Origin of the sequence: Streptomyces sp. NBC_00224, from assembly GCF_041435195.1 — a bacterium.
Taxonomy (GTDB): domain Bacteria; phylum Actinomycetota; class Actinomycetes; order Streptomycetales; family Streptomycetaceae; genus Streptomyces.
Genome location: NZ_CP108106.1, coordinates 7,497,323 through 7,512,721 on the forward strand (window position 1 = coordinate 7,497,323; position 15,399 = coordinate 7,512,721).

At 73.3% G+C, this 15,399-nt stretch carries 17 protein-coding genes, 1 tRNA gene and 1 pseudogene; 13 read left to right on the plus strand and 6 right to left on the minus strand.

Annotated elements, in window-relative coordinates; all coding sequences use genetic code 11:
• Positions 1-112: 112 nt before the first annotated feature.
• Complete coding sequence (locus OG965_RS33415) at positions 113-1,333, plus strand: cytochrome P450 (protein WP_371655783.1); 1,221 nt, start codon at positions 113-115, stop codon at positions 1,331-1,333.
• A 299-nt stretch (positions 1,334-1,632) separates the two neighbouring features.
• A complete protein-coding gene (locus OG965_RS33420) occupies positions 1,633-2,409 on the plus strand; it encodes a cobalt-precorrin-6A reductase (protein WP_371655784.1) in 777 nt (258 codons plus the stop codon).
• Here the strand turns inward: OG965_RS33420 and cobF are convergent.
• Entirely contained in the window at positions 2,378-3,133 is a 756-nt protein-coding gene (gene cobF / locus OG965_RS33425; RefSeq protein ID WP_371655785.1) for a precorrin-6A synthase (deacetylating), read from the minus strand. The two genes, OG965_RS33420 and cobF, sit on opposite strands and share 32 nt — an antisense overlap.
• Positions 3,134-3,214: 81 nt before the next feature.
• Between cobF and OG965_RS33430 the strand changes: the two genes are divergently transcribed.
• From OG965_RS33430 to OG965_RS33440, 3 genes are read left to right on the plus strand one after another with little or no spacing between them, the layout of a single operon-like run.
• On the plus strand, positions 3,215-3,970 hold the full coding sequence (locus OG965_RS33430) for a (Fe-S)-binding protein (protein WP_371655786.1): 756 nt from the start codon (positions 3,215-3,217) through the stop codon (positions 3,968-3,970).
• A gap of 37 nt (positions 3,971-4,007) precedes the next feature.
• On the plus strand, positions 4,008-5,426 hold the full coding sequence (locus OG965_RS33435; RefSeq protein WP_371655787.1) for a LutB/LldF family L-lactate oxidation iron-sulfur protein: 1,419 nt from the start codon (positions 4,008-4,010) through the stop codon (positions 5,424-5,426).
• Entirely contained in the window at positions 5,423-6,103 is a 681-nt protein-coding gene (locus OG965_RS33440) for a lactate utilization protein C (protein WP_371655788.1), read from the plus strand. The genes OG965_RS33435 and OG965_RS33440 overlap by 4 nt, the downstream gene beginning before the upstream one ends.
• A gap of 27 nt (positions 6,104-6,130) precedes the next feature.
• Here OG965_RS33440 and OG965_RS33445 read toward each other — a convergent pair whose 3' ends face one another.
• Positions 6,131-6,607, minus strand: a complete 477-nt coding sequence (locus tag OG965_RS33445; protein ID WP_371655789.1) for a DUF309 domain-containing protein — start codon at positions 6,605-6,607, stop codon at positions 6,131-6,133.
• 106 nt (positions 6,608-6,713) lie between these two features.
• Between OG965_RS33445 and OG965_RS33450 the strand changes: the two genes are divergently transcribed.
• Positions 6,714-6,790, plus strand: a tRNA-Pro gene (locus OG965_RS33450).
• Between the two features lie 292 nt (positions 6,791-7,082).
• Here OG965_RS33450 and OG965_RS33455 read toward each other — a convergent pair.
• Positions 7,083-8,087 (minus strand): AraC family transcriptional regulator, encoded by a 1,005-nt coding sequence (locus OG965_RS33455; RefSeq protein ID WP_371655790.1) that lies wholly within the window; start codon positions 8,085-8,087, stop codon positions 7,083-7,085.
• A gap of 243 nt (positions 8,088-8,330) precedes the next feature.
• Between OG965_RS33455 and OG965_RS33460 the strand changes: the two genes are divergently transcribed.
• Positions 8,331-9,581, plus strand: coding sequence for a hypothetical protein (locus tag OG965_RS33460; RefSeq protein WP_371655791.1), 1,251 nt, complete (start codon positions 8,331-8,333; stop codon positions 9,579-9,581).
• A 93-nt stretch (positions 9,582-9,674) separates the two neighbouring features.
• A complete protein-coding gene (locus OG965_RS33465) occupies positions 9,675-9,875 on the plus strand; it encodes a hypothetical protein (RefSeq protein ID WP_371655792.1) in 201 nt (66 codons plus the stop codon).
• 29 nt (positions 9,876-9,904) lie between these two features.
• Here the strand turns inward: OG965_RS33465 and OG965_RS33470 are convergent, their stop codons facing one another.
• Genes OG965_RS33470 through OG965_RS33480 form a run of 3 tightly spaced genes read right to left on the minus strand, consistent with a single transcriptional unit; the run spans position 9,905 to position 11,807 of the window.
• Positions 9,905-10,564 carry a phosphatase PAP2 family protein gene (locus tag OG965_RS33470; protein WP_371655793.1) on the minus strand — a complete coding sequence of 220 codons (660 nt, stop codon included), beginning with the start codon at positions 10,562-10,564 and terminating at the stop codon, positions 9,905-9,907.
• Positions 10,561-11,142: a phosphatase PAP2 family protein gene (locus tag OG965_RS33475; RefSeq protein ID WP_371655794.1), complete on the minus strand. Its 582-nt coding sequence runs from the start codon at positions 11,140-11,142 to the stop codon at positions 10,561-10,563. Before OG965_RS33475 ends, OG965_RS33470 begins: the two co-directional genes overlap by 4 nt.
• Positions 11,142-11,807: a DedA family protein gene (locus OG965_RS33480; protein ID WP_371655795.1), complete on the minus strand. Its 666-nt coding sequence runs from the start codon at positions 11,805-11,807 to the stop codon at positions 11,142-11,144. Before OG965_RS33480 ends, OG965_RS33475 begins: the two co-directional genes overlap by 1 nt.
• A 116-nt stretch (positions 11,808-11,923) precedes the next feature.
• On the opposite strand from OG965_RS33480, the pseudogene OG965_RS33485 reads away from it, so the two are divergent.
• The 5 genes and pseudogenes from OG965_RS33485 to OG965_RS33505 form a co-directional block, all read left to right on the plus strand.
• A pseudogene (locus OG965_RS33485) lies at positions 11,924-12,319 on the plus strand (BlaI/MecI/CopY family transcriptional regulator); the annotation flags it as partial.
• Between the two features lie 137 nt (positions 12,320-12,456).
• Positions 12,457-13,389 (plus strand): M56 family metallopeptidase, encoded by a 933-nt coding sequence (locus tag OG965_RS33490; RefSeq protein ID WP_371655796.1) that lies wholly within the window; start codon positions 12,457-12,459, stop codon positions 13,387-13,389.
• A gap of 130 nt (positions 13,390-13,519) precedes the next feature.
• Positions 13,520-14,092 carry a DoxX family membrane protein gene (locus OG965_RS33495; RefSeq protein WP_371655797.1) on the plus strand — a complete coding sequence of 191 codons (573 nt, stop codon included), beginning with the start codon at positions 13,520-13,522 and terminating at the stop codon, positions 14,090-14,092.
• A gap of 162 nt (positions 14,093-14,254) precedes the next feature.
• Positions 14,255-14,707, plus strand: coding sequence for an aspartate 1-decarboxylase (gene panD, locus OG965_RS33500; protein WP_371655798.1), 453 nt, complete (start codon positions 14,255-14,257; stop codon positions 14,705-14,707).
• A 15-nt stretch (positions 14,708-14,722) separates the two neighbouring features.
• Complete coding sequence (locus tag OG965_RS33505) at positions 14,723-15,352, plus strand: aspartate/glutamate racemase family protein (protein WP_371655799.1); 630 nt, start codon at positions 14,723-14,725, stop codon at positions 15,350-15,352.
• Positions 15,353-15,399: the final 47 nt, after the last annotated feature.

Genomic DNA, 15,399 nt, shown 5'->3' on the forward strand with positions numbered 1-15,399 from the left:
CCTTCCCCGGGCCCGGCGGCCGCCCGTGCCCCTGGTGAGTCGCGGACCACCGCGCACGTCCGGCCCGACCGGTGCTCTTCCGCCGTGGACCCGCTTCGTACACGATGAGCCTGTGGACAGGCATGAGCACGCACGGCTCGACGCGCTCCAGCGCGACCCCTATCCGCACTACGCGCGCGCCCGCCGCGCCGAGGGCCTGACCTTCGTCCCCGAGCTGGACGCCTGGCTGGTCGCGCGCGACGCCGACGTACGGGAAGTGCTGCGCCGCCCCGAGGCGTTCTCGTCGGCCAACGCACTGCGCCCGGACGTGATCCCCGGCCCCGCCGTCCTCGCCGAGCTCGGCTCGGGCTTCGGCGGCCGCCCGGTCGTGGTCACCTCCGACGGCCCCCAGCACCAGCGGCTGCGCGCCCCCGTCGTCCAGGGCCTCTCGGCCGCCCGGGTCGCCGCCGTACTCCCGTACGCAACCGAACGCGCGACCGCCCTGGTGGAGTCCTTCGCGGCGCGGGGGCGGGCGGAGCTCATGGGGGAGTACGCGATGCTGCTCCCCGGGGACGTCATCGGGCGGCTGATCGGCCTGGACCCGGTGGACGTGTCGGTGGCGGTACGCGGCGGACACCGGGCGGAGGAACTGCTGTTCCGGCCGCTGGAGGAGCCGGAGCAGATCGCCGCGGCGCGGGACGTGGTGACGATGCAGCAGCTGCTCGACACCTATCTGCGGGCCAGACGGGCCCGGCCGCGCGACGACCTGTGCACGGGCCTGCTGACCGCGCTGGCGCCGGGCACCGGCGAGCTGACCCTGGAGGAGCGCCACGAGCTGGTGGCCCACCTCCAGAACTTCCTCCTGGCGGGCCATCTGACGACTACGGCGTTTATCGGCACGACCGTCCTCCACCTGCTGCGCCACCGCACACAGTGGGAACTGCTCTGCGAGAAGCCGGAGTTGATTCCGGCGGCGATCGAGGAGGCGGCGCGTTACGACACGGCGCTGCAGGGTTTCCGTCGCATCACAACGCGCCCGGTGCTGCTGTCCGGAACCGAACTCCCCACAGGGGCCGCCGTCTTCGTGGCCTTCGGCTCGGCCAACCGCGACGCCCGCCGCCACGAACGCCCCGACGTCTTCGACATCACCCGCCCCCCGTCCCGCCACCTGGCCTTCGGCCACGGCGCCCACGTCTGCCCCGGCGCCCAACTGGCAAGAGAGCAACTCCGCCTGACGATCCACCTCCTGACCACGCACTTCCCCACCCTGCGCCTGGCGACCCCCGATGCGCCGGTTGTGATGCGCCCGACGTTGATCCATAGATCGCCGGAGGTGTTGGAGGTGGTGTGGTGAGGGTTCGTCTGCGGGTTCGGTGGGGGCTGGTCGCGCAGTTCCCCGCGCCCCTAAAAGTCGGCACCTCTAGCCCCTCCGGCGTCTGAGGAGTGGGGTGCCCTAAGGGGCGCGGGGAACTGCGCGACCAGCCACAGACGACCCGCAGACGAAACGGGGTCCGGGGCGGAGCCCCGAAGCGGGGTGCAGGGGCCGCAGGCCCCGCAAGGGGGTCCGGGGGCGCAGCCCCCGGGAAACCCACCTCCACCCACCCCCGGAGGGTTAAGGGAACGGGCGGGGTGGGGGGAACTATCCTCGGCCACATGCCCGCCCCCCACGCCCTGATCCTCGGCGGCACCGCCGAAGCCCGAGCGCTGGCCGCCGCCCTCACCGCCACCGGCATGCGCGTCACCACCTCCCTCGCCGGCCGCGTGGCCGCACCCAGGGCGCTCCCGGGCGAGCTCAGGACCGGAGGGTTCGGCGGAGCCGAGGGGCTGGCGTGCTGGATGCGGGAGCACCACGTCACCGCACTCCTCGACGCCACCCACCCCTTCGCCCACCGCATCAGCGAGAACGCCGCCGAGGCGGCCCGCCGCACCGGCACCGAGCTCATCGCGCTCCGCCGCCCGGGCTGGGCCCCCGCCCCCGGCGACCGCTGGCACAGCGTGCACACCCTCGACGAGGCCGCCGCCCTGCTGCCCGCCCTGGGCCGCCGGGTGTTCCTCACCACCGGCCGCCTCGGCCTCCACGCCTTCGTCCCGCAAGGCGGCGCCGACCCCCTCCACGACCTGTGGTTCCTCGTACGGTCGGTCGAGGCCCCGGACCCCCCGACCCCCCGCCACTTCCAACTCGTCCTCGACCGAGGCCCCTTCACCCTCGAAGGCGAGCGCGAGATCCTCCGGGAGCACCGCATCGACGTCCTCGTCACCAAGGACAGCGGCGGCCCCGCCACCGCCGCCAAGCTCACCGCCGCCCGTGAGCTCGGGCTGCCGGTCGTGGTGGTGCGGCGGCCCGACCCGCCCGCCGGGGTGCACACTGCCCCGGACGTACACACCGTGCTCGGGCTGCTCAGCCCCGCCGCAGCAGATACGTATCCATGATCCAACCCTTGCGCTCCCGCGCCCGCGCCCGCAGCTCCTCGATGCGGTCGGAGACGTCCGAGAGGCGCCCCTGGACCAGGATCTCGTCGGGTGTGCCGACGTACGCACCCCAGTAGATGTACAGGTCCTGGTCGAGGTGGCGGGTGAAAGCCTGGCGCGCGTCCAGCATCACCACCACGTCGTCGACGCCCTCCGGCCAGCCCTCCGCGAGCCGCCGCCCGGTGGTGATCTGCACGGGGCGGGCCACCCGGTTCAGACCCGTCCGGTGCTTGGCGAGGAGCGCCGAGACACTGCTGATGCCCGGCACCACCTCGTAGGTGAACTCCACCGAGCCCCGCTCCAGGATCTCCTCCAGGATGCCGAGCGTGGAGTCGTACAGCGCGGGATCGCCCCACACCAGGAACGCCCCGCACTCGTCCTCGGCCAGGTCGTCCACGACGAAGCGCTCGTAGAGGTCGGCCCGGCGGCGCCGCCAGTCGTCGACGGCGGGGGAGTAGTCCGATGTCTTGCGGTCCCGCTCCGGATCCCGCGCCTCGACGAGCCGGTACGGCCGACCGGTCGCATGCGCGTCGAGAATGTCCCTGCGCAGCCGGGTCAGATCGGACTTCTCCTCGCCCTTCTCCATGATGAAGAAGGCATCCGCCTTGTTCAGCGCCTTGACGGCCTGGAGCGTCAGATGGTCGGGGTCGCCCGCCCCGATGCCGATCACATAGATCTTTCTCACGGCCCCGAGTCTGCCGCATCCGTACGAGGGCGTGAACGGCGAGGCCTACCGGGGCCGGGAGTCACCGCCTATCCTCCGACCATGCGTGTCGCACTCTTCGTCACCTGCGTCAATGACGCGGTGTACCCGGCCACGGGCATCGCGACGGTGAGACTCCTCGAACGCCTCGGCGTCGAGGTCGACTTCCCGCCCGGCCAGACGTGCTGCGGACAGGCCCAGTTCAACACCGGCTACCGCCGTGAGACCGAGCCGCTGGTGCGCCGGATGGGCGCGGTCTTCGAGGGGTACGACCACGTGGTCACCCCGTCCGGCTCCTGCGCGGCGATGGTCCGCGACAACTACCCCCGCATCGCCCGCAAGGCGGCCGCCGAGGGCCGGGGGACGGAGCTCGGTGAGATCGCGGGATCACTCGTCCCGCGCCTGTACGAGCTGTCCGAGTTCCTCGTCGACGTCCTCGGCGTCACGGACGTCGGCGCGTACTTCCCGCACACCGTCACCTATCACCCCTCCTGTCACGGTCTGCGCACGCTGGGGCTGGGGGAGCGGCCGCGCCGGCTCCTGGAGGCCGTCAAGGGCCTGGAGCTGCGCGAACTGCCCGGCGCGGAGGAGTGCTGCGGCTTCGGAGGCACCTTCGCGCTGAAGAACCCGGACGTGTCGGCGGCGATGGGCACCGACAAGGTGAACAGCGCGCTCACCACCGGCGCCGAGGTGCTCTGCGGGGCCGACAGCTCCTGTCTGATGCACCTCGGCGGCATCCTCCGGCGCCGGGGCGACGACCTGCGGCCCCTGCACCTCGCAGAGATCCTGGCCGGCACGGAAGCGGAGCCGTACGTATGACGGATGCCGTCCGTAGGACAGAAGTGGAGCCCCGCCCATGAGCGGCACCTTCGTCGGTATGCCCGCGTTTCCCGAGGCGGCCAGGGACGCGGTCGGCAACACCACCCTGCGCGCCAACCTCCGGCACGCCACCCACACCATCCGCGACAAACGTGCCAAAGCGGTCGCCGAGCTCGCCGACTGGCAGCAGCTGCGCGAGGCGGGCAAACAGATCAAGAACCACACCCTGCGCCATCTGGAGCGCTATCTGGTGCAGTTGGAGGAGTCCGTCGTACGGGCCGGGGGCACCGTCCACTGGGCCGCCGACGCCGACGAGGCCAACCGCATCGTCGCGGACCTGGTCAAGGCCACGGGGGAGCGCGAGGTCGTCAAGGTGAAGTCGATGGCCACGCAGGAGATCGGCCTCAACGAGGCACTCGCCGCCGAGGGCATCTCCGCGTACGAGACGGACCTCGCCGAACTGATCGTGCAGCTCGGCCGCGACCTTCCGTCCCACATCCTGGTCCCCGCGATCCACCGCAACCGGGGCGAGATCCGTGACATCTTCCGCGAGGAGATGGGGAAATGGGGCCGCGCGGCCCCGGACGCTCTGACCGACAGTCCCGCCGAGCTGGCCGAGGCGGCGCGGCTGCATCTGCGCGAGAAGTTCCTGCGCGCCAAGGTCGGCGTCTCCGGCGCGAACTTCATGGTCGCCGAGACCGGCACCCTCGTCGTCTTCGAGTCCGAGGGCAACGGCCGGATGTGCCTGACCCTGCCCGAGACGCTGATCTCCGTGGTCGGCATCGAGAAGGTGATCCCCACCTGGCAGGACCTGGAGGTCTTCCTCCAGACGCTGCCGCGCTCGTCCACGGCCGAGCGGATGAACCCGTACACCAGCATGTGGACGGGCACCACGGACGGCGACGGCCCCTCCGTCTTCCACCTGGTCCTGCTGGACAACGGCCGTACCGACACGCTCGCCGACGAGGTGGGCCGCCAGGCCCTGCGCTGCATCCGCTGCTCGGCCTGCCTCAACGTCTGCCCGGTGTACGAACGAGCCGGCGGCCATGCGTACGGCTCGGTCTACCCCGGCCCCATCGGCGCCATCCTCAGCCCCCAACTCCGGGGCACCGAGAGCGAGATCGACGCCTCGCTGCCGTACGCCTCGTCGCTCTGCGGGGCGTGTTACGAGGTGTGCCCGGTCGCGATCGACATCCCCGAGGTGCTGGTCCATCTGCGCGAGCGCGTGGCGGACCGGGGCGGCAAGGGCCACCGCCTTGAGAAGGCGGCGATGAAGGCGGCGAGTTGGGCGATGGACCGGCCGGGAGTGATGGCGGCGGCCGAACGCGCGGCGACCCGGACCCGCCGACTGCACCCGAAGAAGGTGCCGGGCACCGGGGCCTGGACGGACAGCCGCGCGCTGCCGGAGCTGCCGGAGAAGTCGTTCCGCGACTGGTGGAAGGGGGAGGGCCGATGACGCGGGGGGACGGCGAGACGGGCGCCGCTTCGCGTACCGGCACGGGGACCGGCTCCCGCGACCGCATCCTGGCCCGCGTCCGCACGGCCGTGGCCGACGCCCGCGAGGCCCCCGAGGTCACCCGCGACTACCTGACCACCCACACCCCGGACGACCCCGCCGCCGTACTCGACCTGCTGCACGAGAACCTCGCGGAGTACCGCGCGCTCGTGCACCGCACGGACGCGGAAGGGCTGCCGCCCCTCCTGGCGCGACTGCTCGCCGAGCGCGGCTCGGCCACGGTCCTGGCCCCGGCCGGGCTGCCCCCCGAGTGGCTCGGCGCGACCGACGCCGTACGCGTCCAGGACCGGCCCGAATCCACCGCGGCCGAACTGGACGCCGTGGACAGTGTTGTCACGGGGTGCGCCCTCGCCATCGCCGAGACGGGCACGATCGTCCTGGACGGCGGCCCCGACCAGGGCCGACGCCGCATCACGCTCGTCCCCGACCACCACATCTGCGTGGTCCGGGCGCCGGACCAGGTCGTGGCGTCGGTACCCCGGGCGATGGTGCGGCTCGACCCCACCCGCCCACTGACCTGGATCTCGGGCCCGTCCGCGACGAGCGACATCGAGCTGGACCGGGTGGAGGGGGTGCACGGCCCGCGCACGCTGGAAGTGGTCCTGGTCAGCGACTGAGCCGGGGCGGTCCGGAGCGGGGCCCGCTCAGCCGGTGAGCCTCGGCGCCTCGGCCCGCGCGTCCACCGGCCCCGGCAGCCGCTCCGCCAGTTCCCGCGCCCACGCCATGAGCCCGGCCAGGTCGATCCCGTACAGCGGTATCCCCACATACCGCCCCAACGAGTCGCCGCCCCGCGCGAGCAGCGCGGCGCCGCCCTTCGCGTTGCCGCGCGCGGCGTGGGTGAGCCCGACGGCGAGCTGAGCGAGCCCCCGCCACAGTTCGCGCTCGCTCTGAGGCCCCGACTTCCAGGCGTCCTCGAACACCTCGTGCGCGTGGAACGGCATCCCCGCGTCCAGCAGCCGCTGCGCCTCCCGCACGGTCTCGTCCGGGGTGCGCGCCACGCCCTCCGGCTGCCGCTCCACTCCGGGTGCCCCGTACGGCAGCGGCCGCCCGAGCCCGTCCCTGGGCCGCGCGTTGCGCGCCCGCCCCTCGGTGTCCCGGTCCCGGCGAGAAGAAGTCTCCATGCACCCATTGTCCCCCGCCGTCGCTCCCCGTACCGGAACACGGCCGTGAGTGAGGTATGGTTCTCATGCACGACCGGCCGGGGGAAACCCCAGGTCAGACGGGCATCGGGACGTGGCGCAGCTTGGTAGCGCACTTGACTGGGGGTCAAGGGGTCGCAGGTTCAAATCCTGTCGTCCCGACCAGCGTTCTTCGCAGGTCGAAGCCCGCTTTCGCAGAGATGCGAAGGCGGGCTCATCCGTTTTTCCGGCCCTTCGCGCGCAGGCCGCCGCCTCGCGTCGACCGCGGGCTGTCCCCGGCTCAGCGGGGGGAGCTGATCTGGCCCAGGAACAGCCCGCGTGCTGCCGTCGACCACGGCGCCGACGCCGTGCCGGATCCCGGCCACGTGCTGTCAACGTATCGCCGGGATCTCCCTCGGCCGATCCGGGATGCGTGGCCGTTTCCCGCAGCCTCGGGGAGCCGTGCGAGGCCGGTCGGTCAGGGGGTGCCGAGTGTCTGGGAGGGCAGTTCGCCGAAGCGCGTGCGGTAGCTGTCGGCGAAGCGGCCCAGGTGGGTGAAGCCCCAGCGGTAGGCCGCCTCGCCCACGGTCAGTTGGGCGGGGTCGGCCTGGCGCAGCTCCGCGTGGACGCGGGTCATGCGGACGTCGCGCAGATACGCCATCGGGGACATGCCCACATGGCGGCGGAAGCCCTCCTGGAGCCAGCGGGTGCCGACTTGGCCTATGCCGGCGAGTTCGGTGGTGGTGAACGGGCGCTCGGGGTGGGCGTGTATCGCGTCCACTACCCGCTTCACCGGGCCGGGCAGCCCGGCCTTCACGGGCTTGTCGAGCTCCTCGCGGTAGCGGTGCCCGGTGGCCAGGAGCAGCCCTGTGAGCAGGGCGTCCTGGAGCCGCGCCGCCATCAGCGGCTGGGAGAGCGCCCCGTGTTCGTTGTCCATCTCCTGGACGGCCAGCCCGACCAGGCGCGCCCAGCTCAGGCCCGGCCCCTGGCGGATGTCGAGTTCGGGTGCGAGTCGCATCGAGGTGGGAACCGAGTGGTCGAGCAGGATCTCCAGATGGCGCCGCAGGTCCTGGGCGCAGATCTTGACGGCGAGGAGGCGGCAGTCGCCGTTCCACCGCTCCAGGGTCGTCTCGCCCTCGGGGTGGAAGACGGCCGCGCGCCGGGCGTTCGCGGTGGTGGACGTCCGCGTCCCCTGCCGCCAGACGAGCTCTCCCGAGAGGGGGATGTCGACGTGGTACGCGCCCAAGTCGCCGAAGCGCATGTGCACATCGGTGCCGCAGCGCAGGTCCCCCAGGGTCAGCGGCCCCAGCCGCACCACCTCGAAGGCGGCGTCGAGCGGGTGCTCGCGGTCCAGTACGCCGATGGAGTTGGCGTAGTACGTCTCGCCGATCACCTGGCGTGCCTCATCGAGGTCCCCGGTCCGGAACGAGAGCCGGGACGCGGTCGGCGCACGCCGCGTGCCGGTGTTCGAAGTTGCCCGCATGGCCCACATCTTCCCGGTGGGCGGGCCCGGCCGTCACCACTCTTCATGAACTGTTTCCGGAGTGGGCGCGCATCCGGTCGCGGGAATTGAGGTCGTACGGGAGAAATCCGGTGCGGCCGCTCTGTGTTTACCGTGAAAGACGTTGAACGCGTCGTACTCTGAGGCGGTTATCGGCTATCGGGTCAATTCAGAACTCTCCGGTCCGCACATCAAGGGCCCGCGGGACGACTGACGGGAGAGGCGATGCGTGAGATCACCCGAAGGGGACTGCTGGGGGCCGGACTTGGTGCCGTCGCGGCGGCCGGAGTCGCCGGATGCGGTACGGAGGGCCAGGAAGGTGCCGCGGGGCGGCCGCTTTCGCCGGGGAACGGGCCGGGCCATCCGGCGGCACCCAACGCCCCGGTAAAACCCAAGGTCAAGCTGATCGGTGACGGCTCGACAGCCGATGCCGGCCGACAGCCGCACCAGCCAGAGGAGCCCCGACGGCTCGAACCGGGCGAGACCCCGCCGCAGTTCGTGATCTTCTCCTGGGACGGCGCCGGAGAAGTCGGCAACGGGCTCTTCCCGCGCTTTCTGGAGCTCGCCCGCGACCACGGCGCCTCAATGACGTTTTTCCTCTCCGGGATCTATCTCCTGCCCGAATCGAGCAAGTCGCGCTACCGGCCGCCCAACAATCCGGTCGGCGCCTCCGACATCGGCTATCTGGCCGACGCACATGTGCGCGAGACGCTCAAATGCGTGAGCGAAGCCTGGTATGACGGCCATGAGATCGGGACCCATTTCAACGGGCACTTCTGCGGCGGTTCCGGCTCGGTGGCCAACTGGTCGCCCGGCCAGTGGCGCAGCGAGATCGAGCAGGCCGTCTCCTTCGTCACCGAGTGGCGGACCAACACCGGCTGGCACGACCTCGACCCGCTGCCCTTCGACTACCGCAAGGAGCTGATCGGCGGCCGGACGCCGTGTCTGCTCGGGCAGGACAATCTGCTGCCCACCGCCCGGCAGCTCGGCTGGCGCTACGACGCCTCCTCGCCCGGCGGGCGCCAGGTCTGGCCCGAGAAGCGCCAGGGCGTCTGGGACCTGCCGCTCCAGGGCGTGCCCTTCCCGGGGCACTCCTTCGAGGTGCTGTCGATGGACTACAACATCCTCGCCAACCAGTCGAAGAACACCACCCGCGGCATGCCGTCGCGCTACCCGGGCTGGCGGGAGCAGGCGACCCGCGCCTATCTCGCCGGGTTCCAGCGCGCGTACGAGACGAATCGCGCGCCGTTCTACATCGGCAACCACTTCGAGGAATGGAACGGCGGCATCTACATGGACGCCGTCGAGGAGGCCCTGAAGGGGATGGCCGGGAAGAAGGACGTACGGCTGGTGTCCTTCCGCCAGTTCGTGGACTGGCTCGACGCCCAGGACCCCCGCGTGCTGGACAGGCTGCGCGCGCTGGATGTCGGCCAGGCCCCGGCAGGCGGCTGGAACGCGTACTTCAAGAGCGCTTGAACGAGCCTGAGCGAACTTGAGCGAACCTGACGCGGCTGAACGCGAACGCACCTGATCGCGAACGCACCTGAACGAAACGAAAGGGACGCTGTCGTGCACGAGATGAGAGCCGAGCGGGACCCCGGCGGGGCCGGGGCGGCGGGCCGGGCCGCCCTGCTCTGGCACGTCATGAGCGCCGACGAGCCGAGGACGATGTGCGGCCGCGTCCTCGGCCGCCCGGAGGCGGCGGTCCCGCCGGACCCGGACCTGTCCGACGCCGACCGCTACTGCGCGGCCTGCATGGCGGCCTGCTGAGCGGTTCGAGGCATGCCTCCCGGCGCCGCTCAGCGGCCCGGCACGGGCTCCTCGTGCCGCATCTCGGCCGGTACGTGCCGCGCCGTCACCAGTGTGCCGAGCGTCAGCCACACCGCCGCGAACAGCCAGCCCCCGAGCACATCGGTCAGCCAGTGCACCCCTAGGTAGACGCGGGACAGGCCGACCGCCGCGCCCCACAGGAGGATCAGCGCGGCGGTGAGGTGCGCGGAGGCCGAGCGGGAGCGCGCGGTCACGCCCCACACCAGGAGTCCGGCCGTCAGCGCGGCGGTGGTGGCGTGGCCGGAGGGGAAGGAGTGGCCGGAGGCGTGCGTGGCCCAGTCGGCCATCGCGGGGCGCGGGCGGGCGACGGCGTTCATCACCCCGTACCGCACGGCCTGGCCGAGGGCGAGGACCGCGAGTGCCCCGGCGGCCGCGCACAGGCGCTGGCGGGCGTCCCGGCCGGCCAGCAGCCCGGCGCCCACGGCCAGCAGATAGGGGAGCGCCCCGGTGCCGGTGGCGGTGATCGCGCGGGCCGTCGCCAGCGCCACCGGCGGCCGGTGGGCCGACGCCCAGGCGTGCGAGGCCCGGTCGCCGGGCAGCGGTGCCCCGTCCCGTACGGTGACGGCCACCGTGAGCAGGACGAACAACAGCAGGCACACCGCGGCCCCGACGCGCCGGGCCCTCGTCATCGGGCGGCCACCAGCGGGCGCAGCCGGGTCGCGCCGAGCCGGTCCACCAGCGGCCCGGCCCGGCCTGCGAGCAGGGTGAGCACCAGGGCGACCACGGCGCCGACGGCCAGGCCGACCAGGACGTCGTGCGGATAGTGCGCGCCGATCCAGACCCGGGAGGCGGCCATCAGCAGCGCGGCGGGCACGGCGATCGCGCCGAGGAGCCGGTCGCCCAGCAGTACGGCCACGGCGGCCGCGGCCGCGATCGCCGCGTGGTTGCTGGGGAAGGACCAGTCGCCCAGCGGCGGACAGGCCTCCACGGTCACCACGTGCAGGGTCTGGCAGGGCCGCTGTTCGTGGACGGCGGACTTGAACAGGTCGTTGACGGCGAAGGCCGCGACCACGGCGAGCGGCGCGGCCAGCGCCATGGCGAGCCGGGCGCCGCCCGCCGACCGGGCCCGCCACCAGGCGAGGACCATCAGGACCGCGAAGAGCCCGAGGCCGTAGTCCGACCAGAGCCGGACGGCGGTGTCGAGCGGTCCGGGGGTGTCCTGCGCGAGCTCGGTGACCCAGGTGTACCACCCGTTGTCGAAGTGCATCAGGGGGTGTCCTCGGTGGTGCGGGCGCGGCGGGCGCGCAGGACTTCCAGGGCGATCGGGAGCAGCGAGACGGCGACGACCAGCGCCACGAGCGGCAGCAGATAGCGGTCGACGTTCGGGATGGAGGAGCCCAGTGCGTACCCGCCGAGGACCAGGCCGCACGTCCACACCGTGCCGCCGATGACCTGCCAGAGCGCGAAGACCCCGGCCGGGACGTCGAGCACGCCCGCGAGGGGGTTGAGCACGGTCCGGACGATCGGGACGAAGCGGGCCAGGACGATCGCCTTCGCGTGGCCGTACTTGCCGAGCAGCTCCTCGGCGCGGGCCGCGCCCTCATGGAGCTTGCGGGACTTGGCGCGGGCCAGCAGCGCGCGGCCGCCGCGGCGGCCGATCCAGTACCCCACCTGCGCTCCGACGAGCGCGCCCGCCATGGAGGCGAGCAGGACCTGCGGCAGGGAGAGTGACACCGGCCCGTCGCCGCCCGGCACGCACAGCAGCCCGGCGGTGAACAGCAGCGAGTCGCCGGGCAGGAAGAAGCCGACGAGCAGCCCGGTCTCGGCGAACAGCACGACGGCGACGCCGATCGCGCCGAACGCCGAGAGCAGCGAGCCCGCGTCCAGCACGTTCACGGCCTGGGGGGCGGTGGCGAACAGGGGTACGGCCATGGCGGTGGGCCCTCCCATAATGGTTTTCGGGCCGCGAGCAGCGCGGAGCCCGACTGACTACAGTGGTGTAGACGGTCTACAGAACTGTAGACGAAAGATCGAGGAGGATCGTTCCCATGGGGGTCGTTGACGGGTCCGGCCACTTCGGCGACCGTGCGGGCGGCGACGCGCGGCGGCCCGCCGGCGAGCTGGAAGCGGGCGTCCTCGCGGCGCTGTGGGCCGCCGAAGGCCCGCTCACGCCCGGTGAGGTCCAGGGCGCGCTCGGCGGCAGCCTGGCCCGCACCACCGTGACGACGATCCTCACGCGGCTCTACGAGAAGGGCACCGTCACCCGCGGCCGCTCAGGCCGGGGCTTCGCCTACACCCCGACCGAGGACTCACCGGGCCTCACGGCCCGCCGGATGCACACCGAACTCGCCAAGGAGGAGGACCGCTCCACGGTCCTCGCCCGCTTCGTCTCGCAGCTCAGCGACGAGGACGAGCAACTGCTGCGGACCCTTCTCGACGGGGAGGCGGGCGCGTCCGGCGAGGCGATATCCGGCGACCGGGCCAGCTCGGGCCGCGACCGGGCCAGCTCGGGCCGTGACCGGGCCACTTCGGGCCACGACGGGGGCGCCTCGGGCCGCGACCTGGCCGGGGGTGACCGGGGGTGATCTTCGCGGTGTGGATTCCGCTGCTCGTGCCGTTCCTCGCCGTCCCGGCCGCGCGCCGGCTCGCCGAGGCACTGCCGCCCAGGCCCGCCGCATGGCTGCTCGCCGCCGCCTCGACCGGCCTCGCTCTCTGCTCGGCGGCCGCCCTCGGACTGCTCGCCCTCGCGGGCGCCCTGCGGCTCCCGTTCGTCGCGGCCCTCGGCCATCTGGTGACCCCGCTCGACGAGGTGCCCGGCGCCGTCGCCCTGCCCGCCGCCTGCGCGGCCGCCGCGCTGCTCGCGCTCCGCGGCGTCGCCCTGATCCGCACCGCCCGCCGCCAGTTCGGCGAAGTGCGCACCGCCCGCCGCCGCCTCGCGCCCTCCACCGGCGAGCTCGCGGTGGTGCGCGACCCCTGCCCGTACGCCTACGCGCTGCCCGGCCGCCCCGGCCGCATCGTCGTCACCACCGGCATGCTCCGCGCCCTCGACCCGGCCGAGCGCGAAGCCCTGTTCGCCCATGAGCGGGCCCATCTGCGCGGCCGCCACCACCTCTTCCTCGCCGCGGCCGAGCTCGCCGCGCATCTGCACCCCTCGCTCCGCTCGCTGCGCGCGCCCCTCGAATACGCCCTGGAGCGCTGCGCCGACGAGGCCGCCGCCGGAGCCGTGGGCGACCGCGGGCTCGCCGCCCGCGCCATCGGCCGGGCCGCCCTCGCGAGCCGTACGGGCGAGCCCGCGCCGCGGCCGCGCGCGGCCCTCGCGGCGGTGGCGGGGCCCGTGCCGCGCCGGGTCGCCGCGCTCCTGGACCGCGGCCCGGCCGCGGCCCCGCTCCGCTCGCGCGGCGCCCGGCTGGTAGCGGCCGCGCTGGTCGCCTGCCTCTGCGCCTCCGCGGTCTCGGCGGTCGATGCCGCCGCCGATCTGCACGGCGGCATCGAGACGGCCCAGGGCGAGGACTGACCCTCGGCGCACGTGGGGGCACCCCAACGGCCCAGCAACGCTGAGGCCCGGCGCCCGGCGCCCCGGAGAGTGGATCCCGTACGCCGGTGACGGCGTGCCACGCCACGAGCGGCCACCCCGGGAGGCAGCCATGACATGCATCAACCGACGGGACCTCGGACTCCTGGTCCTGCGGGTGGGCACCGGCGCCGTCCTCGCGGCGCACGGCACCCAGAAGCTCTTCGGCTGGTTCGGCGGCGGCGGGATCGAGGGCACGGCCGCCGCGATGGAGCACATGGGCTTCCGCCCCGGCAAGCAGAGCGCGGTGGCCGCCGGGCTCGGCGAGGCGGGCGGGGGCGCACTCCTCGCCCTCGGCCTCGCCACCCCGGCCGCCGGGGCCGCGGCGGCCGGAGCGATGGCGGGCGCGGTCGCCGTGCACGCCCCGGCCGGGTTCTTCGCCCAGGGCGGCGGCTTCGAGTACCCGGCGTTCCTCGGCTTCACGGCCGCCGCGATCGGCGTCGCCGGGGCCGGGCGCTACTCCCTCGACCACGCCTCCGGCCACGTCCTGGACCGGCCGTGGACGGTCGCCCTGGCGTTCCTCGGCAGCGCGGCGGCCGCCGCCCTGGTCGTCGGCCGCCGCGCGCAGGACCAGGACGACGGCGACTCCGAGGTCGAGCGGGTGGCGGAGGCCGACGCGTCACCGGAGGCCGGGACGACCGCGTAACCCGCCCGCGCACAAACCGGCCCCAGGGCATTCAACTCGCGCGGCTGTTGAGATCGAGACGCAGGCCACAGGCCCGTGCGGAGGACCCGGGCCGTATTCTGTCCGTCGACGGCGCGTACCCCGACCGGGGGCGCGACCCTTTGTACGGCAGGGAGTGACGCTGTGCTGCGCACCATGTTCAAGTCCAAGATCCACCGAGCCACCGTGACCCAGGCCGACCTCCACTACGTGGGGTCGGTGACAGTCGACGCCGAGCTGATGGAAGCCGCCGATCTACTGCCCGGCGAGCTCGTCCACATCGTCGACATCGACAACGGCGCCCGCCTGGAGACCTACGTCATCGAGGGCGAGCGGGGTTCCGGCGTCATCGGCATCAACGGCGCCGCCGCCCACCTCGTCCACCCCGGCGACCTGGTGATCCTCATCAGCTACGCCCAGGTCGACGACGCCGAGGCGCGCGCCCTGCGCCCGAGCGTCGTCCACGTCGACGCGGACAACCGCATCGTCGAACTCGGCGCCGACGCCTCTGCCCCGGTGCCCGGCACCGACCAGCGCCGCAGTCCGCACGCCGTCGCCCCCGCCCCTTCCCGCCCCGTCGCCGTTCCCCAGCACTGATCCGGGAGAAACGTCATGCTCGCGCTGCTGCACACCTCGATGGTGCACGTGCCGGTCTTCAACGCCCTGCGCGACGAGAACCACCCGGGCCTCGAACTGCGCCACCTGGTCTACGAGGAACTGCTCGGCCGCGCCCGCGGGCTGGGCCCGGCCGGTGCCGCCGAGGCCACCAAGACGGTCATCTCCGAGATCACCGCCGAGGGCGCTACGGCCGTGCTGTGCACCTGCTCGACGATCGGCGCCGTCGCGGAGGCGGCCGGGGCCGAACTCGGCGTGCCCGTCCTGCGGGTGGACCGCCCGATGGCCGCGGCGGCGGTCGCCTACGGCTCCCGGATCACGGTCCTCGCCGCCCTGGAGGCCAGTCTGCGCCCGACCTCGGACCTGCTCCACGAGGAGGCGGCCGCGGCGGGCCGCGAGGTCTCGCTGCGGCCGGTCCTGGTGCCCGACGCCTGGCGCCGCTTCGAGAAGGGCGACCTGGAGGGCTACGCGTGGGCGGTGGCCGAAGCCATCGAGGAGGTCGAGGACGCGGACGTCATCGTCCTGGCCCAGGCCTCCATGACACCGGGCGCGCAGCTGGTCCCGTCGAAGATCCCGGTGCTGTCCAGCCCGCGCCTCGGCCTGGAGGCGGCGGCGAAGCTGGTGTGAACGAGCGTGGTCCGGGGGCGCTCCGGTTGCGGAGCGCCCCGGACCGT

Excerpts from the sequence above, each read along its gene's own strand:
- OG965_RS33440 (WP_371655788.1), top strand. The coding sequence starts at position 5,423 with ATGACGCGGGGGGACGGCGAGACGGGCGCCGCTTCGCGTACCGGCACG.
- OG965_RS33435 (WP_371655787.1), top strand. The coding sequence starts at position 4,008 with ATGAGCGGCACCTTCGTCGGTATGCCCGCGTTTCCCGAGGCGGCCAGG.
- OG965_RS33460 (WP_371655791.1), top strand. The coding sequence starts at position 8,331 with ATGCGTGAGATCACCCGAAGGGGACTGCTGGGGGCCGGACTTGGTGCC.
- OG965_RS33430 (WP_371655786.1), top strand. The coding sequence starts at position 3,215 with ATGCGTGTCGCACTCTTCGTCACCTGCGTCAATGACGCGGTGTACCCG.
- OG965_RS33455 (WP_371655790.1), bottom strand. The coding sequence starts at position 8,087 with ATGCGGGCAACTTCGAACACCGGCACGCGGCGTGCGCCGACCGCGTCC.
- OG965_RS33420 (WP_371655784.1), top strand. The coding sequence starts at position 1,633 with ATGCCCGCCCCCCACGCCCTGATCCTCGGCGGCACCGCCGAAGCCCGA.
- OG965_RS33480 (WP_371655795.1), bottom strand. The coding sequence starts at position 11,807 with ATGGCCGTACCCCTGTTCGCCACCGCCCCCCAGGCCGTGAACGTGCTG.
- OG965_RS33495 (WP_371655797.1), top strand. The coding sequence starts at position 13,520 with ATGACATGCATCAACCGACGGGACCTCGGACTCCTGGTCCTGCGGGTG.
- OG965_RS33470 (WP_371655793.1), bottom strand. The coding sequence starts at position 10,564 with ATGACGAGGGCCCGGCGCGTCGGGGCCGCGGTGTGCCTGCTGTTGTTC.
- OG965_RS33505 (WP_371655799.1), top strand. The coding sequence starts at position 14,723 with ATGCTCGCGCTGCTGCACACCTCGATGGTGCACGTGCCGGTCTTCAAC.
- OG965_RS33445 (WP_371655789.1), bottom strand. The coding sequence starts at position 6,607 with ATGGAGACTTCTTCTCGCCGGGACCGGGACACCGAGGGGCGGGCGCGC.
- OG965_RS33475 (WP_371655794.1), bottom strand. The coding sequence starts at position 11,142 with ATGCACTTCGACAACGGGTGGTACACCTGGGTCACCGAGCTCGCGCAG.